This is a genomic window from Streptomyces sp. 11x1 (genome assembly GCF_032598905.1).
GTDB lineage: Bacteria > Actinomycetota > Actinomycetes > Streptomycetales > Streptomycetaceae > Streptomyces.
This window is the reverse complement of sequence record NZ_CP122458.1, coordinates 2,707,020-2,729,547: the sequence shown is the minus strand read 5'-3', so window position 1 is coordinate 2,729,547 and position 22,528 is coordinate 2,707,020. Positions and strand designations below refer to the sequence as shown.

General features: G+C 71.2%; 16 protein-coding genes. 13 read left to right on the top strand and 3 right to left on the bottom strand.

All coding sequences use genetic code 11. From position 1 onward, the window contains the following. Positions 1–158: 158 nt before the first annotated feature. From P8T65_RS11895 to P8T65_RS11885, 3 genes are all read left to right on the top strand, one after another. Entirely contained in the window at positions 159–773 is a 615-nt protein-coding gene (locus P8T65_RS11895) for a TetR/AcrR family transcriptional regulator (protein ID WP_316725378.1), read from the top strand. A gap of 91 nt (positions 774–864) precedes the next feature. After that, positions 865–1,566 carry a ribonuclease HII gene (locus tag P8T65_RS11890; RefSeq protein ID WP_184900137.1) on the top strand — a complete coding sequence of 234 codons (702 nt, stop codon included), beginning with the start codon at positions 865–867 and terminating at the stop codon, positions 1,564–1,566. A 68-nt stretch (positions 1,567–1,634) separates the two neighbouring features. Continuing rightward, positions 1,635–2,240, top strand: a complete 606-nt coding sequence (locus tag P8T65_RS11885) for a hypothetical protein (RefSeq protein WP_184900140.1) — start codon at positions 1,635–1,637, stop codon at positions 2,238–2,240. A gap of 346 nt (positions 2,241–2,586) precedes the next feature. Here P8T65_RS11885 and P8T65_RS11880 read toward each other — a convergent pair whose 3' ends face one another. After that, on the bottom strand, positions 2,587–3,213 hold the full coding sequence (locus P8T65_RS11880; protein WP_316725377.1) for a hypothetical protein: 627 nt from the start codon (positions 3,211–3,213) through the stop codon (positions 2,587–2,589). Between the two features lie 257 nt (positions 3,214–3,470). Continuing rightward, on the bottom strand, positions 3,471–5,651 hold the full coding sequence (locus P8T65_RS11875) for a RecQ family ATP-dependent DNA helicase (RefSeq protein WP_316725376.1): 2,181 nt from the start codon (positions 5,649–5,651) through the stop codon (positions 3,471–3,473). A 133-nt stretch (positions 5,652–5,784) separates the two neighbouring features. On the opposite strand from P8T65_RS11875, the gene P8T65_RS11870 reads away from it, so the two are divergent. The 7 genes from P8T65_RS11870 to P8T65_RS11840 all read left to right on the top strand — a co-directional run bounded on the left by P8T65_RS11870 (position 5,785) and on the right by P8T65_RS11840 (position 17,194). Further along, positions 5,785–7,395, top strand: a complete 1,611-nt coding sequence (locus P8T65_RS11870) for a DUF4192 domain-containing protein (RefSeq protein WP_316725375.1) — start codon at positions 5,785–5,787, stop codon at positions 7,393–7,395. 476 nt (positions 7,396–7,871) lie between these two features. After that, positions 7,872–9,884, top strand: coding sequence for a glycogen debranching N-terminal domain-containing protein (locus tag P8T65_RS11865; RefSeq protein WP_399103050.1), 2,013 nt, complete (start codon positions 7,872–7,874; stop codon positions 9,882–9,884). 152 nt (positions 9,885–10,036) lie between these two features. Continuing rightward, positions 10,037–10,795, top strand: coding sequence for an NUDIX domain-containing protein (locus P8T65_RS11860; RefSeq protein WP_005481548.1), 759 nt, complete (start codon positions 10,037–10,039; stop codon positions 10,793–10,795). A gap of 105 nt (positions 10,796–10,900) precedes the next feature. Then, positions 10,901–13,027: an ABC transporter ATP-binding protein gene (locus P8T65_RS11855; RefSeq protein ID WP_316725374.1), complete on the top strand. Its 2,127-nt coding sequence runs from the start codon at positions 10,901–10,903 to the stop codon at positions 13,025–13,027. Between the two features lie 182 nt (positions 13,028–13,209). Further along, positions 13,210–14,097: an FCD domain-containing protein gene (locus P8T65_RS11850; RefSeq protein ID WP_316725372.1), complete on the top strand. Its 888-nt coding sequence runs from the start codon at positions 13,210–13,212 to the stop codon at positions 14,095–14,097. A gap of 590 nt (positions 14,098–14,687) precedes the next feature. Continuing rightward, positions 14,688–16,238 (top strand): RNA polymerase sigma factor, encoded by a 1,551-nt coding sequence (locus tag P8T65_RS11845; protein WP_221523669.1) that lies wholly within the window; start codon positions 14,688–14,690, stop codon positions 16,236–16,238. 140 nt (positions 16,239–16,378) lie between these two features. After that, entirely contained in the window at positions 16,379–17,194 is an 816-nt protein-coding gene (locus tag P8T65_RS11840) for a serine protease (RefSeq protein WP_316725371.1), read from the top strand. Between the two features lie 138 nt (positions 17,195–17,332). On the opposite strand, the gene P8T65_RS11835 is transcribed toward P8T65_RS11840, so the two are convergent. Then, positions 17,333–17,563 carry a hypothetical protein gene (locus tag P8T65_RS11835; protein WP_184900160.1) on the bottom strand — a complete coding sequence of 77 codons (231 nt, stop codon included), beginning with the start codon at positions 17,561–17,563 and terminating at the stop codon, positions 17,333–17,335. A 478-nt stretch (positions 17,564–18,041) separates the two neighbouring features. On the opposite strand from P8T65_RS11835, the gene P8T65_RS11830 reads away from it, so the two are divergent. The 3 genes from P8T65_RS11830 to P8T65_RS11820 all read left to right on the top strand — a co-directional run bounded on the left by P8T65_RS11830 (position 18,042) and on the right by P8T65_RS11820 (position 22,485). After that, a complete protein-coding gene (locus tag P8T65_RS11830) occupies positions 18,042–20,165 on the top strand; it encodes a DNA topoisomerase IV subunit B (protein WP_316725370.1) in 2,124 nt (707 codons plus the stop codon). A gap of 191 nt (positions 20,166–20,356) precedes the next feature. Continuing rightward, positions 20,357–20,896 (top strand): DUF485 domain-containing protein, encoded by a 540-nt coding sequence (locus tag P8T65_RS11825; RefSeq protein ID WP_316725369.1) that lies wholly within the window; start codon positions 20,357–20,359, stop codon positions 20,894–20,896. Further along, positions 20,893–22,485: a cation acetate symporter gene (locus tag P8T65_RS11820; RefSeq protein ID WP_316725368.1), complete on the top strand. Its 1,593-nt coding sequence runs from the start codon at positions 20,893–20,895 to the stop codon at positions 22,483–22,485. The genes P8T65_RS11825 and P8T65_RS11820 overlap by 4 nt, the downstream gene beginning before the upstream one ends. Positions 22,486–22,528 lie beyond the last annotated feature (43 nt).

Genomic DNA, 22,528 nt, shown 5'->3' with positions numbered 1-22,528 from the left:
CAAGTGCCTTAGTGAACGCTCGCGTTCACTGACGCGTCCACGGTAGTGAGTCCCCCTTAGTGAACGCAAGCGTTCATTGAAGTCGCCGCCGTGGTGCGCGTCGTCCGTCCGCTTCCGCTTTCGGCACCCCCGCCCCCTGGCTCAACGGAGAAACACAGATGGTCACTTCGCGCTGGACGGCCGCTCCTGCCCCGACGGTCTCCCCGCGCCGGCGCGGCGCCGTGCTCGAGCGCGCCATCCTCGACGCGGCGCTGGAGCAGCTCAGCACGGTCGGCTGGAGCGGCCTCACCATGGAGGGGGTCGCCGCGGGCGCACAGACGGGCAAGGCGGCGGTCTATCGCCGCTGGCCCTCCAAGGAGGACCTCGTCGCCGATGCCCTGCAGGCGGGGCTGCCGCGTTTCGAGGAGGCGCCCGACCTCGGGAACGTGCGCGAGGATCTGTTGGCGCTGTGCCGTCAGGCCCGTGAGGCGATGTTCTCGCGTCCCGGGTTCGCTCTGCGTTCGGTGATTCACGAATGCGACACCATCCAGGCCGAACGCTTCCACGGTGTGATCATTGAGGGTGTTGTGGAGCCGACGGTCAAGCTGCTGCGCGAGGTCGTGGAGCGTGGAATCAGGCGGGGTGAGGTGCGCCCCGACGCGGTCAACGGCTATGTCTTCGACGTGATTCCGGCCATGATGATGTATCGCTCGAAGATGTGCGGGAGCGAATGGAGTGAGCGGGACATCGAGGAGATGATCGACCAGTTGATGGTTCCGCTGCTCTGCCGGTGAGGCGCCCGGGCGGGCACGGCGAAGGGGCTCAGGTTGCCCCGGGAAACCTGGGTGTCGCGCGGGGACGAGGGCGGCGTAGGCTAAGGGTGCCATGCCGTACGAACCACCAACCCACACCGTCGAGCGCTCTCTGCGTGCCACGACCGGAGCGAAGGTCATCGCCGGTGTCGACGAGGTGGGGCGCGGAGCCTGGGCCGGTCCCGTCACCGTCTGCGCGGCGGTCACCGGACTGCGTCGACCGCCCGAGGGCCTCACCGACTCCAAGCTCCTGACGATCAAGCGACGCGAGTCGCTCGCCGAGGAACTGCTGAAGTGGGTCACCTCGCACGCCCTCGGTCACGCCTCTCCGGAGGAGATCGACGACCTGGGTATGACGGCCGCGCTGCGGCTGGCCGCCGTGCGGGCCCTGGAGGCCCTTCCGGTGCGGCCCGACGCGGTCATCCTCGACGGCAAGCACGACTACCTGGGGTCACCCTGGCGGGTTCGGACGGTGATCAAGGGCGATCAGTCCTGTGTCGCCGTCGCGGCCGCCTCGGTGATCGCCAAGGTTCAGCGCGACAAAATGATGGCCGAACTGGGTGTCGACCATGCAGACTTCGGTTTCGCGGCCAACGCCGGGTATCCGTCGCCTGTCCACAAGGCCGCGCTGGCGGAGCGGGGCCCCACCCCGTACCACCGGTTGTCGTGGGCGTATCTTGATGCGCTGCCCCAGTGGCGGCACCTCAAGAAGGCCCGCACCTGGGCGGACGGAAGCGTTCCGGAGATCGAGGGTCAGCTCGGCTTCGATTTCTGACGGATCCGTTCGCACTCATGTGCCACCCGCCGACGCGAGTCGCACCAGCGTTTGATAAAAATCAGCTCATGCCTCTCATTCCCGAGGAGCCTCAGATTCACGAGAGTGCCCAGGGCCCGCGTGCCACTCCGGCCAGCGGCCGGGTCGCGCCGACCCCCCGTCCCGTACCCGGTCCCCGTCCCGCGGCTCCACCGCGTCCTGGTCGTCCGGGGCCTGCCCGGCCGGTGCCGGCTCAGCGCGCGGCTCACGCCGCGGCCAAGCCCGGGCCGTCCGCCCCTGCCGCAACCCCGCAGATCCAGCTGATCCCGGCCTCGGCCGAGGGCGCGCTGGACGCCGCCGAAGAAGCCGTCGACCTGCTGTTGGAGTCGGGCCGTGCCCCCGGTGACGTGCTGGTGATCACCACCGGCGAGTCGCACCCGTGGGCCGACCACGAGCTCTCCTTCGGCGAGGCCGCCTACTGGGCGCAGCACGACGCGGGCGACGACGTCTTCTACGCCGATGCCTCGGCCACCGACCGGGCCGCGCCGCGTCCCGTCGTCGTGGTCGCCGTCAACGGCGGAACCGATGCCGTCACCGCCCAGGCGCTCCCCAAGGCCCTCGGCCGGGCCCGGGCCCTGTTGATCGTGTGCGGCGACCCGCAGACGATCAACTCGGTGCTGGGCGCCGGAGTCTGAGCGACTGCGGACCTGGCCCCGGTCGGCCCGCGAGGGCCCGCCGGGGAGCCGTGTCTGCCCGCGAACGATCCGGGCGACACTGCGGCCACACCCCGTGACGGGGCGCTTCGGCGTGCCTGCGGGGTGTTTCGGCGTGTCCGGGGGCGCTGCGTCGGACGTCGGCGGCCGGTTCCGCCGCGCTGCCGCTCCCGCGCTGCCGCGGCTCTGCTTATCGGTGCGGTGCGGTGCGGTGCGGTGCCGCGAGGCGAGGGCGGTGCTGCCTCACCCCCCGTGGCTTCGCGGAGGGTGAGGGCGGGCGTTCGCGGTGTTCGGGCCGGGCGTGCCGAAGCGGTCCAGGGGCTGCGGCTCAGCGCGCCGCGGCTCGGCGCAGTACCTCCGACGCGACGCCACCGGTGCGGGGTATGGGCGGCGGCGCGACGGCCGTGGCGAAGGGCTCGGCCGGTGAGTCTGCGTGCGGCCGACGGCCACCCCGGCCCTCGCCGATGACCTGCCAGCCGTCACGTGTCAGCGTGATGTACGCCCCGCAGCGCAGCCCGTGCAGGGTGCAGGCGTCCCGCAGCCCCCACATCCACGCCCCGTCCTCCTCCGTCCAACGCGCGTCGCCGTCACGGCAGTAGAGCAGCACGGCCGTACGCACCGGGGTGCGCCGGCGCAGATCATGCGGAATGACCCTGCGCAGCTGCGCGAGGAGGGCGTTGCGGAACATCCACCCGTCGGCTGGGGTCGGGCGCCGGACGAACGAGGCGCTCGCCATCAGCCGCTCGTCCGGATCCAGGACGGCGACGACCGCCGTCGTGGGCCGGGGCTGATGCCGCGCGTGCAGCCCGCTGACGACCTCCCGGGGATTGCGCAGCAGCGGAATCCCGGCGGCGGCCCATTCCGCGGGCTCGAGCAACCGGTTGGCGGAAGTGGCGGAGAGGTCGGCAGAGGTCGACACGGAGGCCGCCGAGGACGGAGCGAATCCGAAGGTCACGATCCTCCCTTCGGCTACGCGCCCACACAGCGGGGCGGGGGTCGGACTTGGGGAGCGCACGCCGCAGCAGAAGCCCTACCGATGAACGAGTGGGCCGTGCGGGGAGCGGACTCCAATTCTTCCTGGCGAAGTTGGTTGCGGCAACGAGCAATTGGGGCCACTGACAGTTTTGTGGTGATCCACCGCTTATATCCCTGCGCATGGGACGCGTTCGCAACGCCCAAGCGGCACGGGGCTCACGCGCGGTTGACGGTCGGTCACCCCCGGACGGCGAGAACGAGCGGGAGCACCCCCTGCGCGCCCGCGCGCCGGAGCACGCGCGTGGCGACCGCGAGCGTCCAGCCGGTCTCCGTGGCGTCGTCGACCAGCAGCACGGGCCCGTCCGCCTCCGCGAGAGCGGCGGCCAGTTCAGGGGGCACGGTCAGTGCCCCGTCGAGCGCCTTGAGGCGTTGTGCGCTGTTGCTCCGGGTGACCTGGGAGACCGCGCCGGTGTACGCCACCGAGCCCAGCAGGGGCATTCGGCCGATCTCGGCGATCCGCGCGCCGAGGGAACCGATCAACTGCGGCCGTGTACGGGACGCCATGGTGACGACACCCACCGGACGGGGCGGTGCGTCGGCCTGGCCGGAGGCCCAGCCGCCGGGGCCCTTCGCCCAGTCGGCCAGTACGGCCACCACCGCCTTCGCCACATCGTCCGGCACCGGCCCGTCCGGGGCCTGGGGGGCGAGCATCGGCCGCAGTCGGTTGCCCCAGCCGATGTCAGACAGTCGCCCCAACGCTCGTCCTGGAGCGGCCTGTTCACCGGCCGGGATGCGTCCCTTCAGATTGACGCCGACCGCCGGCAGCCCGGTCGGCCACATCTTGCGGGGCTCCACCTCGACCCCGGCCCGCCCCAACTCGCCGCGCGCCGCGTCCAGCGCGGCCGAGGAGACGGTCTCCGCGAACCGGGGCTTCGCGCAGGTGTCGCAGCGCCCGCACGGCGCGGCCTCCTCGTCGTCCAACTGCCGCCGCAGGAACTCCATCCGGCAGCCCGTCGTCGTCACGTAGTCACGCATCGCCTGCTGCTCGGCCGCGCGCTGCTTGGCGACCCACGCGTAGCGCTCGGTGTCGTAGGTCCAGGGGACGCCGGTTGCGACCCAGCCGCCCTGGACGCGGCGGACCGCGCCGTCCACGTCGAGGACCTTCAGCATCGTCTCCAACCGGGAGCGGCGCAGTTCCACCAGAGGCTCGAGAGCGGGCAGGGAGAGAGGTCGCTCCGCGTGTGCCAGGACGTCCAGGGTCCGCCGCACCTGCTCCTCCGGAGGGAAGGTGACCGAGGCGAAGTACTCCCAGATCGCCTGGTCCTCCTTGCCGGGAAGCAGCAGCACCTCGGCGTGCTCGACGCCCCGGCCCGCGCGGCCCACCTGCTGGTAGTAGGCGATGGGGGAGGACGGTGAACCGAGGTGCACCACGAAGCCGAGGTCGGGCTTGTCGAAGCCCATCCCCAGTGCGGAGGTGGCGACCAGCGCCTTGACCCGGTTGGCGAGCAGGTCCTCCTCGGCCTGCTGCCGGTCGGCGTTCTCCGTCTTGCCGGTGTACGACGTCACGGTGTGCCCACACTGGCGGAGGAATGCGGTGACCTCCTCGGCGGCGGCCACGGTGAGCGTGTAGATGATCCCGGAGCCCGGCAACTCGTCCAGGTGGTCGGCGAGCCAGGCCATCCGGTGGGCGGCGTCCGGTAGTTCGAGCACGCCGAGGCTCAGGCTCTCGCGGTCCAGCGGCCCACGCAGGACCAGGGCGTCCGTGCCGCCGCCCGTGCCCAGTTGCTCCGCCACGTCGGCCGTCACGCGCGCGTTGGCCGTCGCGGTCGTGGCCAGCACGGGGACACCTGGCGGCAGATCGGCCAGCATGGTGCGCAGTCGGCGGTAGTCGGGGCGGAAGTCATGACCCCAGTCCGAGATGCAGTGCGCCTCGTCGACCACGAGCAACCCGGTCGCGGCGGCCAGCTCGGGCAGGACCTGGTCACGGAAGTCCGGGTTGTTGAGCCGCTCCGGGCTGACCAGGAGCACGTCCACCGCGCCCGCCGTGACCTCCTGGCGGATGGTGTCCCACTCCTCCGTGTTCGACGAGTTGATGGTCCGGGCGTGGATGCCGGCGCGGGCGGCCGCCTCCACCTGGTTGCGCATGAGGGCGAGGAGCGGGGAGACGATGACGGTGGGGCCCGCGCCCCGCTGGCGCAGGAGCGCGGTCGCGACGAAGTAGACCGCGGACTTGCCCCAGCCCGTGCGCTGCACCACCAGGGCTCTGCGCTGCTCGGCGACGAGCGCCGCGATGGCATGCCACTGGTCCTCGCGCAGCCGCGCGGAGCCCGCGGGGGTGCCGACGAGGCGGGCGAGCACGGTGTCGGCGGCCGTGCGCAGATCTTGGCGGTCCGTTGAGGGCAGGTCTTCGTCGCTCATGGCCCCATGCAACCCGATGCCTCGGACATCGCGCGAACGAGCGGGGCGAACTGTGGACAGCTTCTGACGTGATCATGGTCGGACTTATCCACAGGGCAAAGCGGAATCTCAAGATCCGCGAGATGGTCACCGCATGACGAATCACAGCGAAGCGGCCGGGACCTCCGGCAACAGTGGCATCGGTGGGCAGAACGGATGCGGGCGCAGGAGCGAGCCCTCGTCCTACCTGGGACACGGCACGGCCAAGGGACCCACCGACGGACAGCAGGTCACCCTCCGCACCCCGGCCGAACTCGCCGACGCCCTGCCCTACCTCCTCGGATATCGACCGGAAGACAGCATCGTCCTCGTCGCTCTGCACGACCGGGACGCACGGGGACGCTTCGGCGGACGCGCACGGCTGGGCATCCCGGCCCAGACCGACGACTGGCCGTCCGTGGCCCAGCAGCTGGCCCATGGACTGGTGACCGGAAGTGAGCGTCGAGGAGCCAGGCCGGAGAGCATGGTCGCCTTCCTCTGCCAGGACCCGGCGAGCGGTGAGTCGCCACGCGACGTCATGGAACGCCTGCGGCCCCTCGCCCAACTGCTGCGCAGGGCCTGCGGCGCCCTGGACGTCCCGGTGGTCGAGGCCCTGTGCATCTCGGACGGCCGCTTCTGGTCCTACTGCTGCCCCGGCAACGGATGCTGTTCTTCCGACGGAGAGTCGATGGGGCTGCCGGGTACCTCCGTGCTGGCCGCCGCCGCGACCTACGCGGGCCTCCAGGTGCGCGGCACGCTGAAGGAGATGCGGGCCAGGCTGCTGCCCTGGGAGACCGCTGCCGCGCTGCAGCAGGAGGCCGCCCTCGACGCCGCGCAGTCCGCGCTCGTCCCTCGCATTCTGCACGCGGAGAGCCGCGCGGACGTGGCCGAGGAGACCCTCGCCGTGGCACAGCGCGCCATCGGGCGGCTGGCCGCCGCTCCGGCCGTGCCCGGCACGCTGGACGCGGACCTGCACGACGACGAACTCGTCGGCCACGAGGACGCGGCCACGCTGATCCTCGGACTCCAGGACCGTGCCACCCGCGACCGCGCCGCCGAATGGATGGAAGGCGACGAAGCCGGCCCTGCTCTCCGGCTCTGGCGGGCCCTCGCCCGCCGCTGCGTCGGTCGCTACGGCGAGCACGCCGCTGCCCCGCTCACGCTCGCGGGCTGGGTCGCATGGTCCTCGGGGGACGAACTGGAGGCACGCGAGGCCTTGGCCATGGCCCTCGCCGCAGACCCCGACTACCTCTTCGCCCGTCTCCTGCACCAGGCCTGCAACGAAGGCCTCGATCCCGAATCCATTCGCCGCTGCCTGCGTGCCGAACGCAGGGGACGCGACCTGACACCGGACCGTGCCAGTGCCAGTGCCGGTGCCGGTGCTGGTGCTGGTGCTGGTGCTGGTGCTGGTGGCCACGGCGAGGAGGGCCCTTCCGAGCAGCGTCCGGCCCCGCAGTCGGCCTCGGCCGAACCCTGCATCGCGACCGGCCCCCGACGCCGACGCAGGTCGCACCCGGCAGGGAACGCAGACGGCCGCACCGTTCGGCGATCACTCGGCGCCGCTCCACGCCCCGGAGGGGCCGGCGCCGCTCCAACCCGTCGGTCGCGCTCCGCCACCAGCAACGCACCCGCAGGCCGTCGACCGGGCAGCACGGCCGACGGAGCGAGCGCTCGGGCGCGGGCCCGCCGCGGTGGTGGTGGGCAGCCCACGGAGGGGGAAACGTGAGCACGCCGATGTGGCACTGGGCGCGGAGCGTGGCGCTGTTCTGGTTCGGAGTGTGCCTGAGCGCGCTGCTGCCCTTCAGGTACGTCGCGGTCATGTCGCCGCCCCGCTGGTCGCTCGGCTTCCCGGGCCAGGGGCGTGACCCGGAGCGGAGCCGCTCCGTTCACCTGAGTGGCGGTACCCGTGGCCTGGCCCCGCGGCCGTCGCCCCCCGTCCCTCTCCGGCTCCCCACTTGGTGCCGAGCGCACCCCACGCGCGCCGAAGACAGAAGAAGCCACCCCATGCCCTTGCCCTCCATGTCCGATGCCGACGACGTCCCGTCCTTCCTCATGCCGGCCCAGCCCTCCGCCCGGGCCCGCGGCGAGAGAACGGGCGTTTCTTCGGACATTCGCAGTCCGCTGCCCCGCGTCCCAGGTTCGCGTCCTGCGGTCCGGAGCGGCCCGGTGCCCGCCGTGCCCGGGGCGGGCGTCTCGACCGGGCTGCCGCACCCCGCCACCGGAAGCCCGTCGCCCCCGCAGACGCCGCACCCCGGTCCCCGCCGTCCCGCGGAGCTGCCACCGGCCCACACGACCCTGATCTGTGTCGCCCTGCCGGGCCTCGCGATCTCGTCGGAGCAGGGCCAGTTGAACGGCCGAGGACTGGAGGGCTTCTTCCGTGCCGGACGGCGCATGCTCTCCCGCTGCCAGGTGAGGGTGGCCGGACGGGAACCGCTCGCCGTGCAGGCGCGGATGCTCTCCGCCGACCGAGCCCGGTTCATGGCGACACTGCGCATGTCGACCGAAGCCGGACCGGACCCGGACGTCATGGTCGAGCGCACGCGTCATGCGGACGGCACCGAGCGGATCACCCTGCACAGCACGGCCCGCCGCCGACTGCGCCTGCCCGTCGAGGTGTCGCTGGGAACGGATCTCGCTGAACTGGGCGCCGTCGCCTCCGGCAGAGTCGGCCCGGAACTGCCGGCGAGTGTGTACGACTCCGGCCTCCGCTGGTCGAGCGCGCACGGGCACTCCACGGTGACCGCGCATCCGCCGCCGGCCGACGCCCTGGCCTCCGCCGGTCTGCTGCGCTGGGAGCTGGAACTGCCGCCCGGCGGCACACGGAGCGTGGAGCTGCGAGTGCGCCCGGACGGCGCGGGCCCCATCAGGCCGGTGGGGCGCGGGGCCACGAGCCCTCTTTCCCAGGCCGGTGCGGCGGGCGACGACCCGACGGCGCAGCCCTTGCTGCACACCTGCCTGGAGGACCTCGAAGCCCTGCTGCTGCGCGACCCGAAGAATCCCTCGGACACACACCTGGCGGCGGGCGCGCCCTGGCGCTGCGGCATGGCCCCGGCCGACGCGCTGGTCGCGGCCCGGATGACCCTGCCGCTCGGGACCCGCCTCGCCGCGGGCACACTGCGTACCCTCGCCCGCACCCAACTCGTGGGCCGGGAGGCACAGTCCGGCATGATCCCGGGCCCGCGGCGGGACGCGGGCCCGCATCTGCCGCCGGGCTGCACCGGCACCGAGGCGACCCTCCTGTTCCCCGTGCTCCTCGCGGAGGCCAGGAGATGGGGACTCCCCGAGCAGGAGACGGAGGAACTGCTGCCGGCGGCCGAGCGCTGCCTGCGGTGGCTGCGGGGCGCCGTCGGAAGCGGTGTCTGTCTGCCCGACCCGCGCCCCGGGGGACCGCTGCGTTGCGAGACCCAGGCGCACGCCCACCGCGCCGCGCTGCTGGGCGCCGACCTCCTCGACGCCTACGGCCGACCGGGCGGGACCGAGCTGCGGGACTGGGCCGCAGACCTGCGGGCCCGGTTCGCGGCGGATTTCTGGGTCGAGGACCGGGGCGGCGGAAGACCCGCGGCCGCCCGCACCCCGGACGGGCGGGTCGTGCCGCACCTGGGAGCCGGTGCCGCCCACCTCCTCGACACCGGCCTGCTCGGTGCCGGGGAGCAGGCCCCGGGACTTCTCGACAAGGTGCGGACCGAACAGCTCGCGCGGCTGCTCGGAGGGCCCGCCATGGACTCGGGGTGGGGACTGCGGAGCCTGGGGGCGAAGGAAGCGGGGTACAACCCCTTCGGCCATCGCAGCGGTGCCGTGCGCGTACAGGAGACGGCGATCGCGGTCGCGGGGCTCGCGGCCGCCGGGTACGAGAAGGAGGCGAGCGCGCTTCTGCGGGGGGTGCTGGCGGCGGCGGAGAGCTTCGGCCGTCGGCTGCCCGAGATGTACGCGGGGGAGCAGCGGACGGCGGGGAGTGCCCCGCTGCCTCACCCCGCCGCCTGCAGACCGGCCGCGACGGCGGCGGCCGCGGGCGTGCTGCTGCTCACCACCCTCGTCGGCATCCGGCCCGACGCTCCCGCTGGGACGGTGACCCTGCGGCCGGTGCGCAGTGCGCCGCTGGGAGAGATCTGCATGACGGGACTGCGCGTCGCGGGCGCATCCTTCGCCGTACGTGTCAGCAGGCTGGGCCTCGCGATGGTCGAGGAGGCGGCGGACGGGCTGCAGTTGGGAGTGTGACCTCCTGTGGCGAGCTGGGAACGGCCGGCGGAGCGCCGTGCACGGCGTCGGCGGCCGATCAACGAAGACCGGTGACGGACAGAAGTGGATCAAGTGGGGAAGTGACCAGTGAAGGGAGTGTTTATCGTCAGGCAGACGACTATGATCGCGGCATGCCCTACGACCCGTCGGACTACCCGCCCTTCGCCGTCACCGTGGACCTGGTCGTGCTGACCGTCCGTCGCCATGCGCTCTGCGCGCTGACGGTACGGCGGGGCGAACAGCCGTTCCAGGGGCGGTGGGCGTTGCCCGGTGGCTTCGTCCGGCCGGACGAGGATCTGTCACAGGCGGCGGCGAGGGAACTCGCGGAGGAGACCGGGCTGACCGCCCACGAACCGTCCGAGCCCGCGCAGGACAATGGCGCGCACCTGGAGCAGTTGGCGACCTACGGTGACCCGAAGCGCGACCCGAGGATGAGGGTCGTCAGCGTCGCCCATCTCGCCCTCGCCCCGGACCTGCCCGCCCCCCGGCCGGGTGGGGACGCCAACAGTGCGCGCTGGGCACCCGTGGAGGAGCTGTTGGAGCAGGGCGGTTACGGACGTGACGGCGAGCCGGTGGCGCCCTTGGCCTTCGATCACGCGCAGATCCTCGCGGACGGGGTGGAGCGCGCTCGCTCCAAGATCGAGTACTCCTCGCTGGCCACGGCCTTCTGCCCGCCGGAGTTCACGGTCGGTGAGCTGCGGCGTGTCTACGAGGCGGTGTGGGGAGTGGCCCTCGATCCGCGCAACTTCCATCGCAAGGTGACGGGTACGCCGGGGTTCCTCGTGCCCACCGGCGGTACCACCACGCGGCAGGGTGGCCGTCCCGCCCAGCTCTTCCGGGCCGGCGGTGCCACCCTCCTCAACCCGCCGATGCTGCGCCCCGAGGTCTGAGCACGCGCGTGACCGGAGTCCTCTCCGCCGCGTTCGGCTGTCTTGGCCGTGCGGTGAGCCTCAAGGTGCCCGAAAAAACGGACATACCGCGCTATCTTGCCTAGGGTGATCCAGGCCATCGGATTGACCAGCAATCCTCGCAAGGAGCTTCCGCCCGCCATCGACGATGTGTCCTTCGAGGCGCACTCCGGTCGCGTCACCGCACTCCTCGGGGCTCCCGGAGCGGGCAAGTCGACAGCGCTGAGACTCATGCTCGAACTCCAACAGGGTCGTGGCATCGCCTACTTCAGGGGGCGCCCCCTGCACCGCATCGCCCACCCCTCGCGTGAGGTGGGAGTGCTCCTCGGCGATGTACCGGGCCACCCGGCCCGCACGGTCCGAGGGTATCTGCGCATGCTGTGCGCGGCCGCGGGGCTGCCCACGCGGCGGGCCGACGAGGTCCTGGAGGTCGTGGGCCTGGTCAGTCTGTGCGAGGCGCGGCTCGGCACCCTCTCGCGGGGCATGGACCGCCGCCTCGGTCTGGCCTGCGCGTTGCTGTCCGACCCGCACACTCTCGTGCTGGACGAGCCGGCCGACGGGCTGGCCGTCCGTGAAGGCCGGTGGCTGCACGGGATCATGCGGGCGCACGCGGAGCAGGGCGGCACGGTCCTGTTCAGTACCGGCGACCCCAAGGAGGCCGCACGGACCGCCGACCGGGTCCTCACTCTCGAACAGGGGAGGCTCATCGCCGACCAGGAGGTCGCCGACTTCTCCCGGACCCGGCTGCGGCCCAGGGTCGCCGTCCGCACCCCGTACGCCGCCCGCCTCGAGGCTCTGCTCACCAAGGAGGCCCGCACCGCACGGCGTTCCGTGGAGATCGTGTCGGAGGGAGGCAACCGGCTGTCGGTGTACGGCAGTACGTGCGCGGAGGTCGGTGAGGCCGCGTTTCGGCACGGCATCCTCGTGCACCAACTCGCGGACGAGGTAGGGGACATGGGCCCTGTGCCGACGATGCCACCGATGGCGGTCGAGGACGATCAGGAGTGGGCCGACGGCGCTGACCCGGAGGAGGTCCGGTGGTTCGAGGCGCACCGGACGGCTGCCGAGGTGCCTCGAACGAGCGCGTTCGCGGCCCCGACCGTGACCGAGCCGCGAGCCCCGGCGTTCGTCCACGGCTCGGCGGAGGGTGACGCCGAGCCCGGAGCCGTCCGTACCACCCTCGCGACCGATGCCGATGCCGATCCCTCCGACCCCGCGCCACTGCCCTCGGCGCCGCCGTCCGAGGCCCACTCGTCCGAGGTCGACTCGGCGCCGCTCTCCCCGGTCCACTCGTCCGACGCCGACTCGGCGCCGTCCCCCCCTGCCCACCCGTCCGAGGTCGATGCCGACCCGGCGTCGCTCTCCCCCGACCGCGCGTCCGGGACGGGCCCGACGTCGCCGCCCCTGCCGGCGCTTCCGCCGCCCATCACCGTGCGGTCGGCGCCGAGCCCGCTGCGTCCGCTGCGGTACGAGCTGCGGCGGGCGGGCGGCGTCGGCACCACTTACGTCACCGCCGCGGCCGTGCTCGTCACCTCCGCCCTCATGGCGGTGATCCTCGCCAGGATCGGGCACACCCCGCAGCCACGACTGCTGGCCGCTTGGCCGCGGGAACTGCCGCTGCCGCCCGCCGCCCTCGGCGCGGGGCTGCTCGGGGCCATCGCCTTCGGTGACGAGTTCCGCCACCCCGCCCTGGCCGCGGACCGTGGCACCGTGCCCCGCCGCCTCGGACTGCTGGTCGCGAAACTCCTCGTGGCGGCGGCCACCGCACTGCTCCTGGCGGTCCTCGCCGTGGGCTGCGACCTCGAAGTGCTCTACCTCGTCTACGGGCCGGAGCTCATCTCCGTCCCCGCAGACTGGCTGCCGCTCGGCGCGAGTTGGGTCGGGCTCGTCGTGGGATGCGCCTGGGCGGGGGTGCTCGCGGCGGGGGTCTTCCGGTCCACGTCGGCGGGGCTCGCCGCCGTGGTCGCCGTGCCCCTCCTCGTCGTACCCCTGGTGCAGAAGGTGCTGGAGGGGTCGTCCGTGCGCAGTGCGATCGGGTTTCCGATGCGGCTGCGCGAGCTCGTGATGGTGCAGTGGCCGTTCGGGGGTGAGCGCTATCTGGAGGCGGTGGCGCGGGCCGTCGTCCAACCCGTGGGTGGGGCGCTGCTGTTGTCGCTGACCGCGTTGCTGGGTGCCTACGTCCTCACGAACCTGCGTGCGCGGGTGCGCGGATGATCGTCGTCATCCTTTCGTGCTCACCGTCCGTGCTCTTATGCCGACGCAATGCATGCAACTCCTCGCAGAACGCCCATTTCTTTCCGATAAGGCGTCAATTGCGACGGGGTGAGCGATCACCCTTTCGTGTGCTTTTCACCAAAGACCTCAAGGGAGTTGAGAACGCAGCCGACAAAGGATGCGTGAGTACCCTTGCGCACACCATGATGACCGCCGCCCGCTCCGCCGACTCCGGCCTCGCCGGACCGGGCGAACTCGACCGCTACCCCTACGCCGAGCGCCCCGGTGTCGACCGCGTGGGCCTCCCCGCCTGGGACGGCGCAGACCCCGAGCTGGGACGCGTGGGCCGACGCGCCGCCGGGAGTCGCGGCCGCGGACTGCACGGCCAACTCGTCCAGCAGCTCGGCCAGATGATCGTCTCCGGGGACCTGGGCGCGGATCGCCCGCTCGTGCCCGAGGAGATCGGCCAGCGATTCGAGGTCTCCCGCACCGTCGTCCGTGAATCCCTGCGCGTCCTGGAGGCCAAGGGTCTGGTCAGCGCCCGGCCGAACGTCGGCACGCGCGTCCGCCCCGTCAGCGACTGGAATCTGCTCGACCCGGACATCATCGAGTGGCGGGCCTTCGGTCCGCAGCGTGACGACCAGCGGCGCGAGCTCAGTGAACTGCGCTGGACGATCGAGCCGCTCGCCGCGCGCCTCGCCGCCGGGCACGGTCGCGACGACGTCCAGCAGCGCCTCGGGGACATGGTCGAGCTCATGGGTCATGCCATGGCTCAGGGCGACCCGCTGACCTTCTCGCGCGCGGACGCCGAGTTCCACTCGCTGCTCATCCAGGTCGCGAGCAACCGCATGCTGGAGCACCTCTCCGGGATCGTCTCCGCTGCCCTCCAGGTCTCCGGCGGGCCGGCCACCGGATGCGACCGGCCGACCGAGTCGACGCTGGCGCACCACGGTCGCATCGTCGACGCGCTCGCCGCGGGCGACGGAGGGGCGGCCGAGGCGGCCATGCGGCAACTGCTCACCGTCCATCCCGAGGTGGAGCGTGTGGTGCCCGCGCCGCGCGAGCACTGACGGCGCCCGGAGCGGGGCAAGGGCGCCGCGGCCGGGGCGTAGTTCCCCTCCGTGGCGTCGTTCCACCGGCGGACCGTGCCGCCGGGCCCCATCGGATCCCCCTGGGATTCGGCAGGGTCCGGCGGCGCGACGCCGGAGCCATGAGGCGGCCCGTCGTGCCGGGACGCCTCGTCTCGTCGCGGCCGGGCGGTGGGTCGGCCGGGAGCGGTGCGGCCAGGTGTGACGGGTGTTCCCGTAGGGGCCCCGGATCCCGCCGAGGACGGTGATCCACATTGAGGAGTTCATTCGGGAATCGTTCGGGTACCTGTCTGAACAGAACCGATTGTGGCCTTGATCGACTACCTCTGGCGGTGTCTGACCGCTTTTGAGTGCTTACGGGGTGTGACTCGGGCCACGCAGATTGGGCGTAACGCTCGTGGGAACAGCGCGATGACCTAAGAGGTGACAGCCGCGGAGGGAATACGGACGCCGTTCACGGCGCTGTGCCTCTTCCCGGCTCCCGCCCGCACCGTCGGCCCACTCCCAAGCCGGTGGTCGGCTCCTGTCCGTAGTGGACGGGGCCGGAAGCCGTTTTCCAACGTTCCGAGAGGTTGTTCGTGTCGGCCAGCACATCCCGTACGCTCCCGCCGGAGATCGCCGAGTCCGTCTCTGTCATGGCGCTCATTGAGCGGGGAAAGGCTGAGGGGCAGATCGCCGGCGACGATGTGCGTCGGGCCTTCGAAGCTGACCAGATTCCGGCCACTCAGTGGAAGAACGTACTGCGCAGCCTCAACCAGATCCTCGAGGAAGAGGGTGTGACGCTGATGGTCAGTGCCGCAGAGCCCAAGCGCACCCGAAAGAGCGTCGCAGCGAAGAGTCCGGCCAAGCGCACCGCCACCAAGACGGTCGCGGCGAAGACGGTGACCACCAAGAAGGCCACCGCGACAGCCGCCCCCGCGGTGCCTGCGGCCGATGCCTCCGCCGAGGACGCCGCACCCGCCAAGAAGGCCGCCGCCAAGAAGGCGGTCGCCAAGAAGGCGGCCCCCGCCAAGAAGACCGTCGCCGCCAAGAAGACGGCGGCCAAGAAGACCACCGCAAAGAAGGACGACGTCGAGCTGATCGACGAAGAGGTCCTGGAGGAGACCCCGGGCGGCAAGCCGGGCGAGGAGCCCGAGGGCACCGAGAGCGCCGGCTTCGTCCTGTCCGACGAGGACGAGGACGACGCGCCCGCCCAGCAGGTCGCGGCCGCCGGTGCCACCGCCGACCCGGTCAAGGACTACCTCAAGCAGATCGGCAAGGTCCCGCTGCTCAACGCTGAGCAGGAGGTCGAGCTCGCCAAGCGCATCGAGGCCGGTCTGTTCGCCGAGGACAAGCTGGCCAACGCCGACAAGCTCGCCCCCAAGCTCAAGCGCGAGCTGGAGATCATCGCCGAGGACGGCCGCCGCGCCAAGAACCACCTCCTGGAGGCCAACCTCCGTCTGGTGGTCTCCCTGGCCAAGCGCTACACCGGCCGCGGCATGCTGTTCCTGGACCTGATCCAGGAAGGCAACCTCGGTCTGATCCGCGCGGTCGAGAAGTTCGACTACACCAAGGGCTACAAGTTCTCCACGTACGCCACCTGGTGGATCCGTCAGGCGATCACCCGCGCCATGGCCGACCAGGCCCGCACCATCCGTATCCCGGTGCACATGGTCGAGGTCATCAACAAGCTGGCGCGTGTGCAGCGCCAGATGCTCCAGGACCTGGGCCGCGAGCCCACCCCGGAGGAGCTGGCCAAGGAACTCGACATGACCCCCGAGAAGGTCATCGAGGTCCAGAAGTACGGCCGCGAGCCCATTTCCCTGCACACCCCGCTGGGCGAGGACGGCGACAGCGAGTTCGGTGACCTCATCGAGGACTCCGAGGCCGTCGTCCCGGCCGATGCGGTCAGCTTCACGCTTCTGCAGGAGCAGCTCCACTCGGTGCTGGACACCCTGTCCGAGCGCGAGGCAGGCGTCGTCTCCATGCGCTTCGGCCTCACCGACGGTCAGCCGAAGACCCTCGACGAGATCGGCAAGGTCTACGGCGTGACGCGTGAGCGGATCCGCCAGATCGAGTCCAAGACGATGTCGAAGCTGCGCCACCCGTCCCGCTCGCAGGTGCTGCGCGACTACCTCGACTAGGCGCGTGCCACCGGCTCGCGCGGTCCGAAGGCCCGGTTCCCTCGAAGGGGCCGGGCCTTCGGCGTGTGTGCGGCATGCGAAAGCCGGTCCTGTGGATCACTCTGGGTGTGCCACCCAAAGACCCGGAGTGAGGAGCGCGCATGCGTCGATCGTTCGCCCGACTGCTGGCCGTCGCGGCCACCACGGCCGTCATACCGCTGGTGTCACCGCCACCGGCGATGGCCGAGGTGGTCATCGGCGGTCATCCGGTCGAGATCTCCCAGGCGCCCTGGACGGTGGCGCTCTCCAGCCGTGACCGGTTCGGAGGTACGCGGGCCGGACAGTTCTGCGGCGGTGTCGTGGTCGGTCCCACGACGGTGCTGACGGCCGCGCACTGCCTCAGCGAGGGCGTCCTGGGGGGACCGCCGGAACGCGTCCCCGACCTGCGGGTCATCTCCGGTCGCGCCGAGCTGCAGTCGGCCGAGGGCGAGGAGATCCCGGTGAGCGGCGCCTGGGTCAACCCCGAGTACGACCCCTATACGAACGCGGGGGACTTCGCGGTGGTCACCCTCGCCGCGCCGCTGCCCGAGAGCTCCGTCATCGCACTGGCGGGCGTAGGGGACGCGGCGTACGCGCCGGGCACGCCGACGGCGGTCTACGGCTGGGGGGACACCACGGGCGCCGGGGACTACACACAGGGTCTGCGGGCCGCCTCGGTGCAGGTACTGGCCGACGCCGTCTGCGAGCGGGCCTATCCCGGCAGCGCCGAGGGCCGGTACCAGTCCGACTCCATGGTGTGTGCCGGGGAGCAGAACGGCGGCCGGGACGCCTGCCAGGGGGACAGCGGAGGGCCGCTGGTCGCCCGGGGGAAGCTGATCGGCCTCGTGTCGTGGGGCAGCGGCTGTGGGCTCGCCGGAAATCCCGGCGTCTACACCAGGGGCTCGTACGTGGCCCGGGTGCTGGCGGAAAGCCGCTGAGACGGCGCTGAGGTGCCGTACGCGGTCACACGCCCCCGCAGGGGCGGGACGAGAGCGGGCGGCCACCCCGTGGGTACGGGAGTGGCCGCCCGGTCACCGGCCTCGAGCCGGTGGCGGCTCGTCGTCAGGTGCGAAGCGTCAGCGCTCGTCCTCTTCTGCGGTCGCGGGAACGGCCGTGAGCCGCTCCGTCTCGTCCTGTATCTCCGCGGCGATCTTCTTGAGCTCCGGCTCGAACTTGCGGCCGTGGTGGGCGCAGAACAGCAGCTCTCCACCGCTCAGCAGGACGACGCGCAGATAGGCCTGGGCGCCGCAGCGGTCGCATCGGTCAGCGGCCGTCAGCGGGGTCGCGGGGGTCAGAACAGTAGTCACGTCGCCTCTTCTCTAGCTCGACGAGCTGTCGTACCAGGGTCAACATCCAACCAGGCCGAAAACGTTCCCGCTCGCGGCTTTAACTCGAAAAAATCTTTCCGGGCCGGCTGTCTGCTGCCGGTTGGCGGCGAATGGGCCGTAGTGCGTGTCTTCGTGTCGTACGGGTTCGCGCTGTCTGTCAGTCGTTCTTCGGTGGTTCTGGCGGTTGTTCTTTCGGTTGTACGGTCCTCCCGGCTGGGTTGCCGGTTGTTCATGAGGACGTGCCCGGAGCCTAAATGGTTCATGCCTGGAAGGGAACGTGATATGTACTTCACCCCATCGAGGGATCGAACGCGTATGCGACTCTGGACTACTCTGAGTTTCGGACGAGGGTTGCGTTACAACGGCTCTACCAGGCCTCGGTACCCTCGGAGCGGCAACAGAGCCCGGCCCCTTACCCAAAAGGGCCTCACCTGAAATTCAGCGAGGAGCGAACCGCGTGACCGCCGATACGTCCGTGCCGTCCACAGCGCTGCTGACCGGAGCAGACCGGGACGGTTCCAACTACACCGCGCGGCACCTGCTCGTCCTCGAGGGGCTCGAGGCCGTGCGGAAGCGCCCAGGCATGTACATCGGCTCGACCGACAGTCGAGGCCTGATGCACTGCCTGTGGGAAATCATCGACAACTCCGTGGACGAGGCCCTCGGGGGCTACTGCGACCACATCGAGGTGATCCTCCACGACGACGCCTCCGTGGAGGTGCGGGACAACGGCCGTGGCATCCCGGTCGACGTCGAGCCCAAGACCGGCCTGTCCGGTGTCGAGGTCGTCATGACCAAGCTGCATGCCGGCGGCAAGTTCGGCGGCGGCTCGTACGCGGCCTCGGGTGGTCTGCACGGCGTGGGCGCCTCCGTGGTGAACGCGCTCTCCGCCCGCCTGGACGTCGAGGTCGACCGCAACGGCGGCACCCACGCCATCAGCTTCCGGCGCGGCGTCCCCGGCGCCTTCGCGGGCAACGGACCGGACGCCAAGTTCGAGGCGACCGGAGGTCTGCGCAAGGGCAAGCGGATCCCGAAGACGCGCACCGGCACGCGCGTGCGCTACTGGGCCGACCGCCAGATCTTCCTCAAGGACGCCAAGCTCTCCCTGGAGAACCTCCACCAGCGCGCCCGCCAGACCGCCTTTCTCGTGCCCGGTCTGACGATCGTCGTCCGTGACGAGTTCGGCCTCGGCGAGGGCGGCAGCAAGGGCGAGGAGTCGTTCCGCTTCGACGGCGGCATCAGCGAGTTCTGCGAGTACCTGGCCTCCGACAAGCCGGTCTGCGACGTCCTCCGCTTCTCCGGGCAGGGCACCTTCAGGGAGACCGTGCCCGTCCTGGACGAGCACGGTCAGATGACGCCCACACAGGTCACCCGCGAACTCGGCGTCGATGTCGCCATGCGCTGGGGCACCGGCTACGACACGACCCTCAAGTCGTTCGTGAACATCATCGCCACCCCCAAGGGCGGCACCCACGTCGCGGGCTTCGAGCAGGCCGTGGCCGCCACGATGAACGAGGTGCTGCGCGCCAAGAAGATGCTGCGCGTGGCCGAGGACGACATCGTCAAGGACGACGCCCTCGAAGGCCTCACCGCCGTCGTCACCGTGCGGCTCGCCGAGCCGCAGTTCGAGGGCCAGACCAAGGAGGTCCTCGGTACCTCGGCGGCCCGGCGCATCGTGACGCAGGTGGTCGCCAAGGAGCTCAAGGCGTTCCTGACCTCCGCCAAGCGGGACGCCGCCGCCCAGGCGCGGGTCGTCATGGAGAAGGCCGTCGCCGCAGCTCGGACGCGCATCGCCGCACGTCAGCACAAGGACGCGCAGCGTCGGAAGACCGCGCTGGAGTCGTCCTCGCTGCCGGCCAAGCTGGCCGACTGCCGCAGCGACGACGTGGCGCGCAGCGAGCTGTTCATCGTCGAGGGTGACTCGGCGCTCGGTACGGCCAAGCTCGCCCGGAACTCCGAGTTCCAGGCGCTGCTGCCGATCCGGGGCAAGATCCTCAACGTCCAGAAGTCGTCCGTGACCGACATGCTCAAGAACGCCGAGTGCGGCGCGATCATCCAGGTCATAGGGGCGGGCTCGGGGCGGACCTTCGACATCGACGCCGCCCGCTACGGCAAGATCATCATGATGACCGACGCCGATGTCGACGGTTCGCACATCCGGTGTCTGCTGTTGACGCTCTTCCAGCGGTACATGCGGCCGATGGTCGAGGCGGGACGCGTCTTCGCGGCGGTGCCCCCGCTGCACCGGATCGAGCTGGTCCAGCCCAAGAAGGGCCAGGACAAGTACGTCTACACGTACTCGGACCGTGAGCTGCGCGACAAGCTGCTGGAGTTCCAGAGCAAGGGCGTCCGGTACAAGGACTCGATCCAGCGCTACAAGGGTCTCGGCGAGATGGACGCGGACCAGCTGGCGGAGACCACGATGGACCCGCGGCACCGCACGCTGCGGCGGATCAACCTGTCCGACCTGGAGGCGGCGGAGCAGGTCTTCGACCTGCTGATGGGCAACGACGTCGCACCGCGCAAGGAGTTCATCTCCAGCTCCGCGGCGACGCTGGACCGGTCGCGCATCGACGCGTAACCGCCGCGCCGGACCCGGGGCACCTGTTCCGACCCGGCGGGCGCGTCGGGGGCGCGCTTCCTCGGCCCGTACGTGAACCCGGTGGGCCTCCTGCGTCGCAAGTGCGGGAGGCCCGCCGGGGTTTCACCTGATGGGGTGAACAATCGGGAAGAGGTACGTCAGGGGTCTTTCCGTTCTGTCCATGCTTGGGCATGCAGTCAAGCACCGGCCGTCCCCGTCGACGCGGGGGCGGTTCTGAGAGCCCGGTTGAGCAGCACGAGGGGCACGGCCTCGCCAGCGCGGACGTGCGGTTCGACGATCCCTGGTACGACGCGCTGGCCTCCGGCTGGGGGGAGTTGGACGGCACCGGCGGACCGGCCCCGGTCACGGCCGACGCGCGGGAGAGCCGCGGCGAGGGCGCGGCGGACGTCTATCTGGAGGTCCAGCGGAGCGCGGCCTTCCAGGAGGTCCGCAGCCGCTACCGCAGGTTCGTGATCCCGGGTGTCGCCCTCTTCTTCACCTGGTACGTGGCCTACGTCGTGGCGGCGACCACCGCCCCGGAGCTGATGGCACGGCCGGTGGCGGGCGCGGTGAACGTGGCGATGCTGGCGGGGCTCGGGCAGTTCCTCACGACGTTCCTGTTCACCTGGGCCTACGCACGCCACGCGAGGCTGCGCCGGGACCGGGCGGCGCTCGATCTGCGCTGGGACACCCAGGAGTTGACGCGCGGTGTCAGAGGGGGTGCGCGGTGACTGCCGATCATCAGACGCTTGCGCTGGTGCTGTTCAGCGCGTTCGTGGCGGTCACGTTGGGGATCACCACGTGGGTGAGCCGCCATCGGCATGGCTCCGCCGAGGAGTTCTACGCAGGCGGGCGGCTCTTCTCGCCCATGGAGAATGGTTTTGCCATCGCGGGCGACTACATGTCCGCCGCCTCCTTCCTCGGCATTTCCGGGCTCATCGCGCTCTTCGGGTACGACGGGCTGCTCTACTCCGTCGGCTTCCTGGTGGCCTGGCTCGTGGTGCTGTTCCTGGTGGCCGAACTGGTGCGCAACTGCGGGCGGTTCACACTCGCCGACGTCGTCGCGGCGCGGATGAACGAGCGGCCGGTGCGGATCGCCGCGGGAACCTCCTCGGTGGCCGTGTCCGTTCTGTACCTGGTGGCGCAGATGGTAGGCGCGGGCACCCTTGTCGCACTGCTGCTGGGAGGAGAGGGCGAGGCGGCGCAGACCTGGACGGTGATCGGGGTCGGCGCGCTCATGGTCGTCTATGTGTCGCTGGGAGGGATGCGGGCGACCACCTGGATCCAGATCGTGAAAGCGGTCCTGCTGATGGGCGGGGCGATCGCTCTGACCGTGCTCGTACTGGTGCGGTTCCACGGCGACTTCGACCAGTTGCTGCGGACAGCGGCCGAGCGCAGCGGACACGGCGACGCGTTCCTCGCACCCGGGCTGCGGTACGGCGGGGACTGGACCGCGCGGTTCGACTTCATCAGCCTCGGGCTCGCCCTGGTGCTGGGCACCGCCGGGCTGCCGCACATCCTGTCCCGCTTCTACACGGTGCCCACGGCGCGAGCCGCACGCCGCTCGGTCGTCTGGTCGATCGGTCTCATCGGCGGCTTCTACCTGATGACGATCGTGCTGGGCTTCGGCGCGGCCGCCATCGTCGGCCCGGAGGCCGTGCGGGGCTCCAACGCCGCCGGGAACACCGCGGTTCCGCTGCTGGCCCTGGACCTGGGCGGAGGTGCCGACTCCACCGGTGGAACAGTTCTGTTCGCGATCGTCGCGGCCATCGCCTTCGCCACGATCCTCGCGGTCGTCGCCGGGATCACGCTCGCGTCGTCGGCGTCCGTCGCCCATGACCTGTACGCGTCGCTGCGGCGCAGGCGTTCGAAGCCGCGCAGTGAGGTCGCGGTGGCACGGACGGCCGCCGTCGGTATCGGCGTGGTCGCGATCGGGCTGGGGCTGCTGGCCAAGGATCTCAACGTGGCCTTCCTCGTCGGCCTGGCCTTCGCGGTCGCCGCCTCTGCCAACCTGCCCGTCCTGCTGTACTCGCTGTTCTGGCGGGGGTTCACCACACGGGGGGCGGTGTGGTCCGTCTACGGCGGACTGATCCCCTCCGTGGTCCTCGTGCTGCTGTCGCCGGTGGTCTCCGGGAGCGCCGACTCGCTGTTCCCCGCTCTCGACTTCCAGTACTTCCCCCTGCAGAACCCCGGGATCGTCTCCATCCCGCTGGGCTTCCTCGCCGGCTGGTTCGGCACGGTCACCTCCGCCGAGCCGCCCGACGCGGCGAAGCACGCGGAGACGGAGGTGCGGTCGCTCACGGGCGCGGGTGCGGTGTGAGCGCTCCGGAGGGTCCTCGGAGGCATATGCTCGTTTTGAGCAT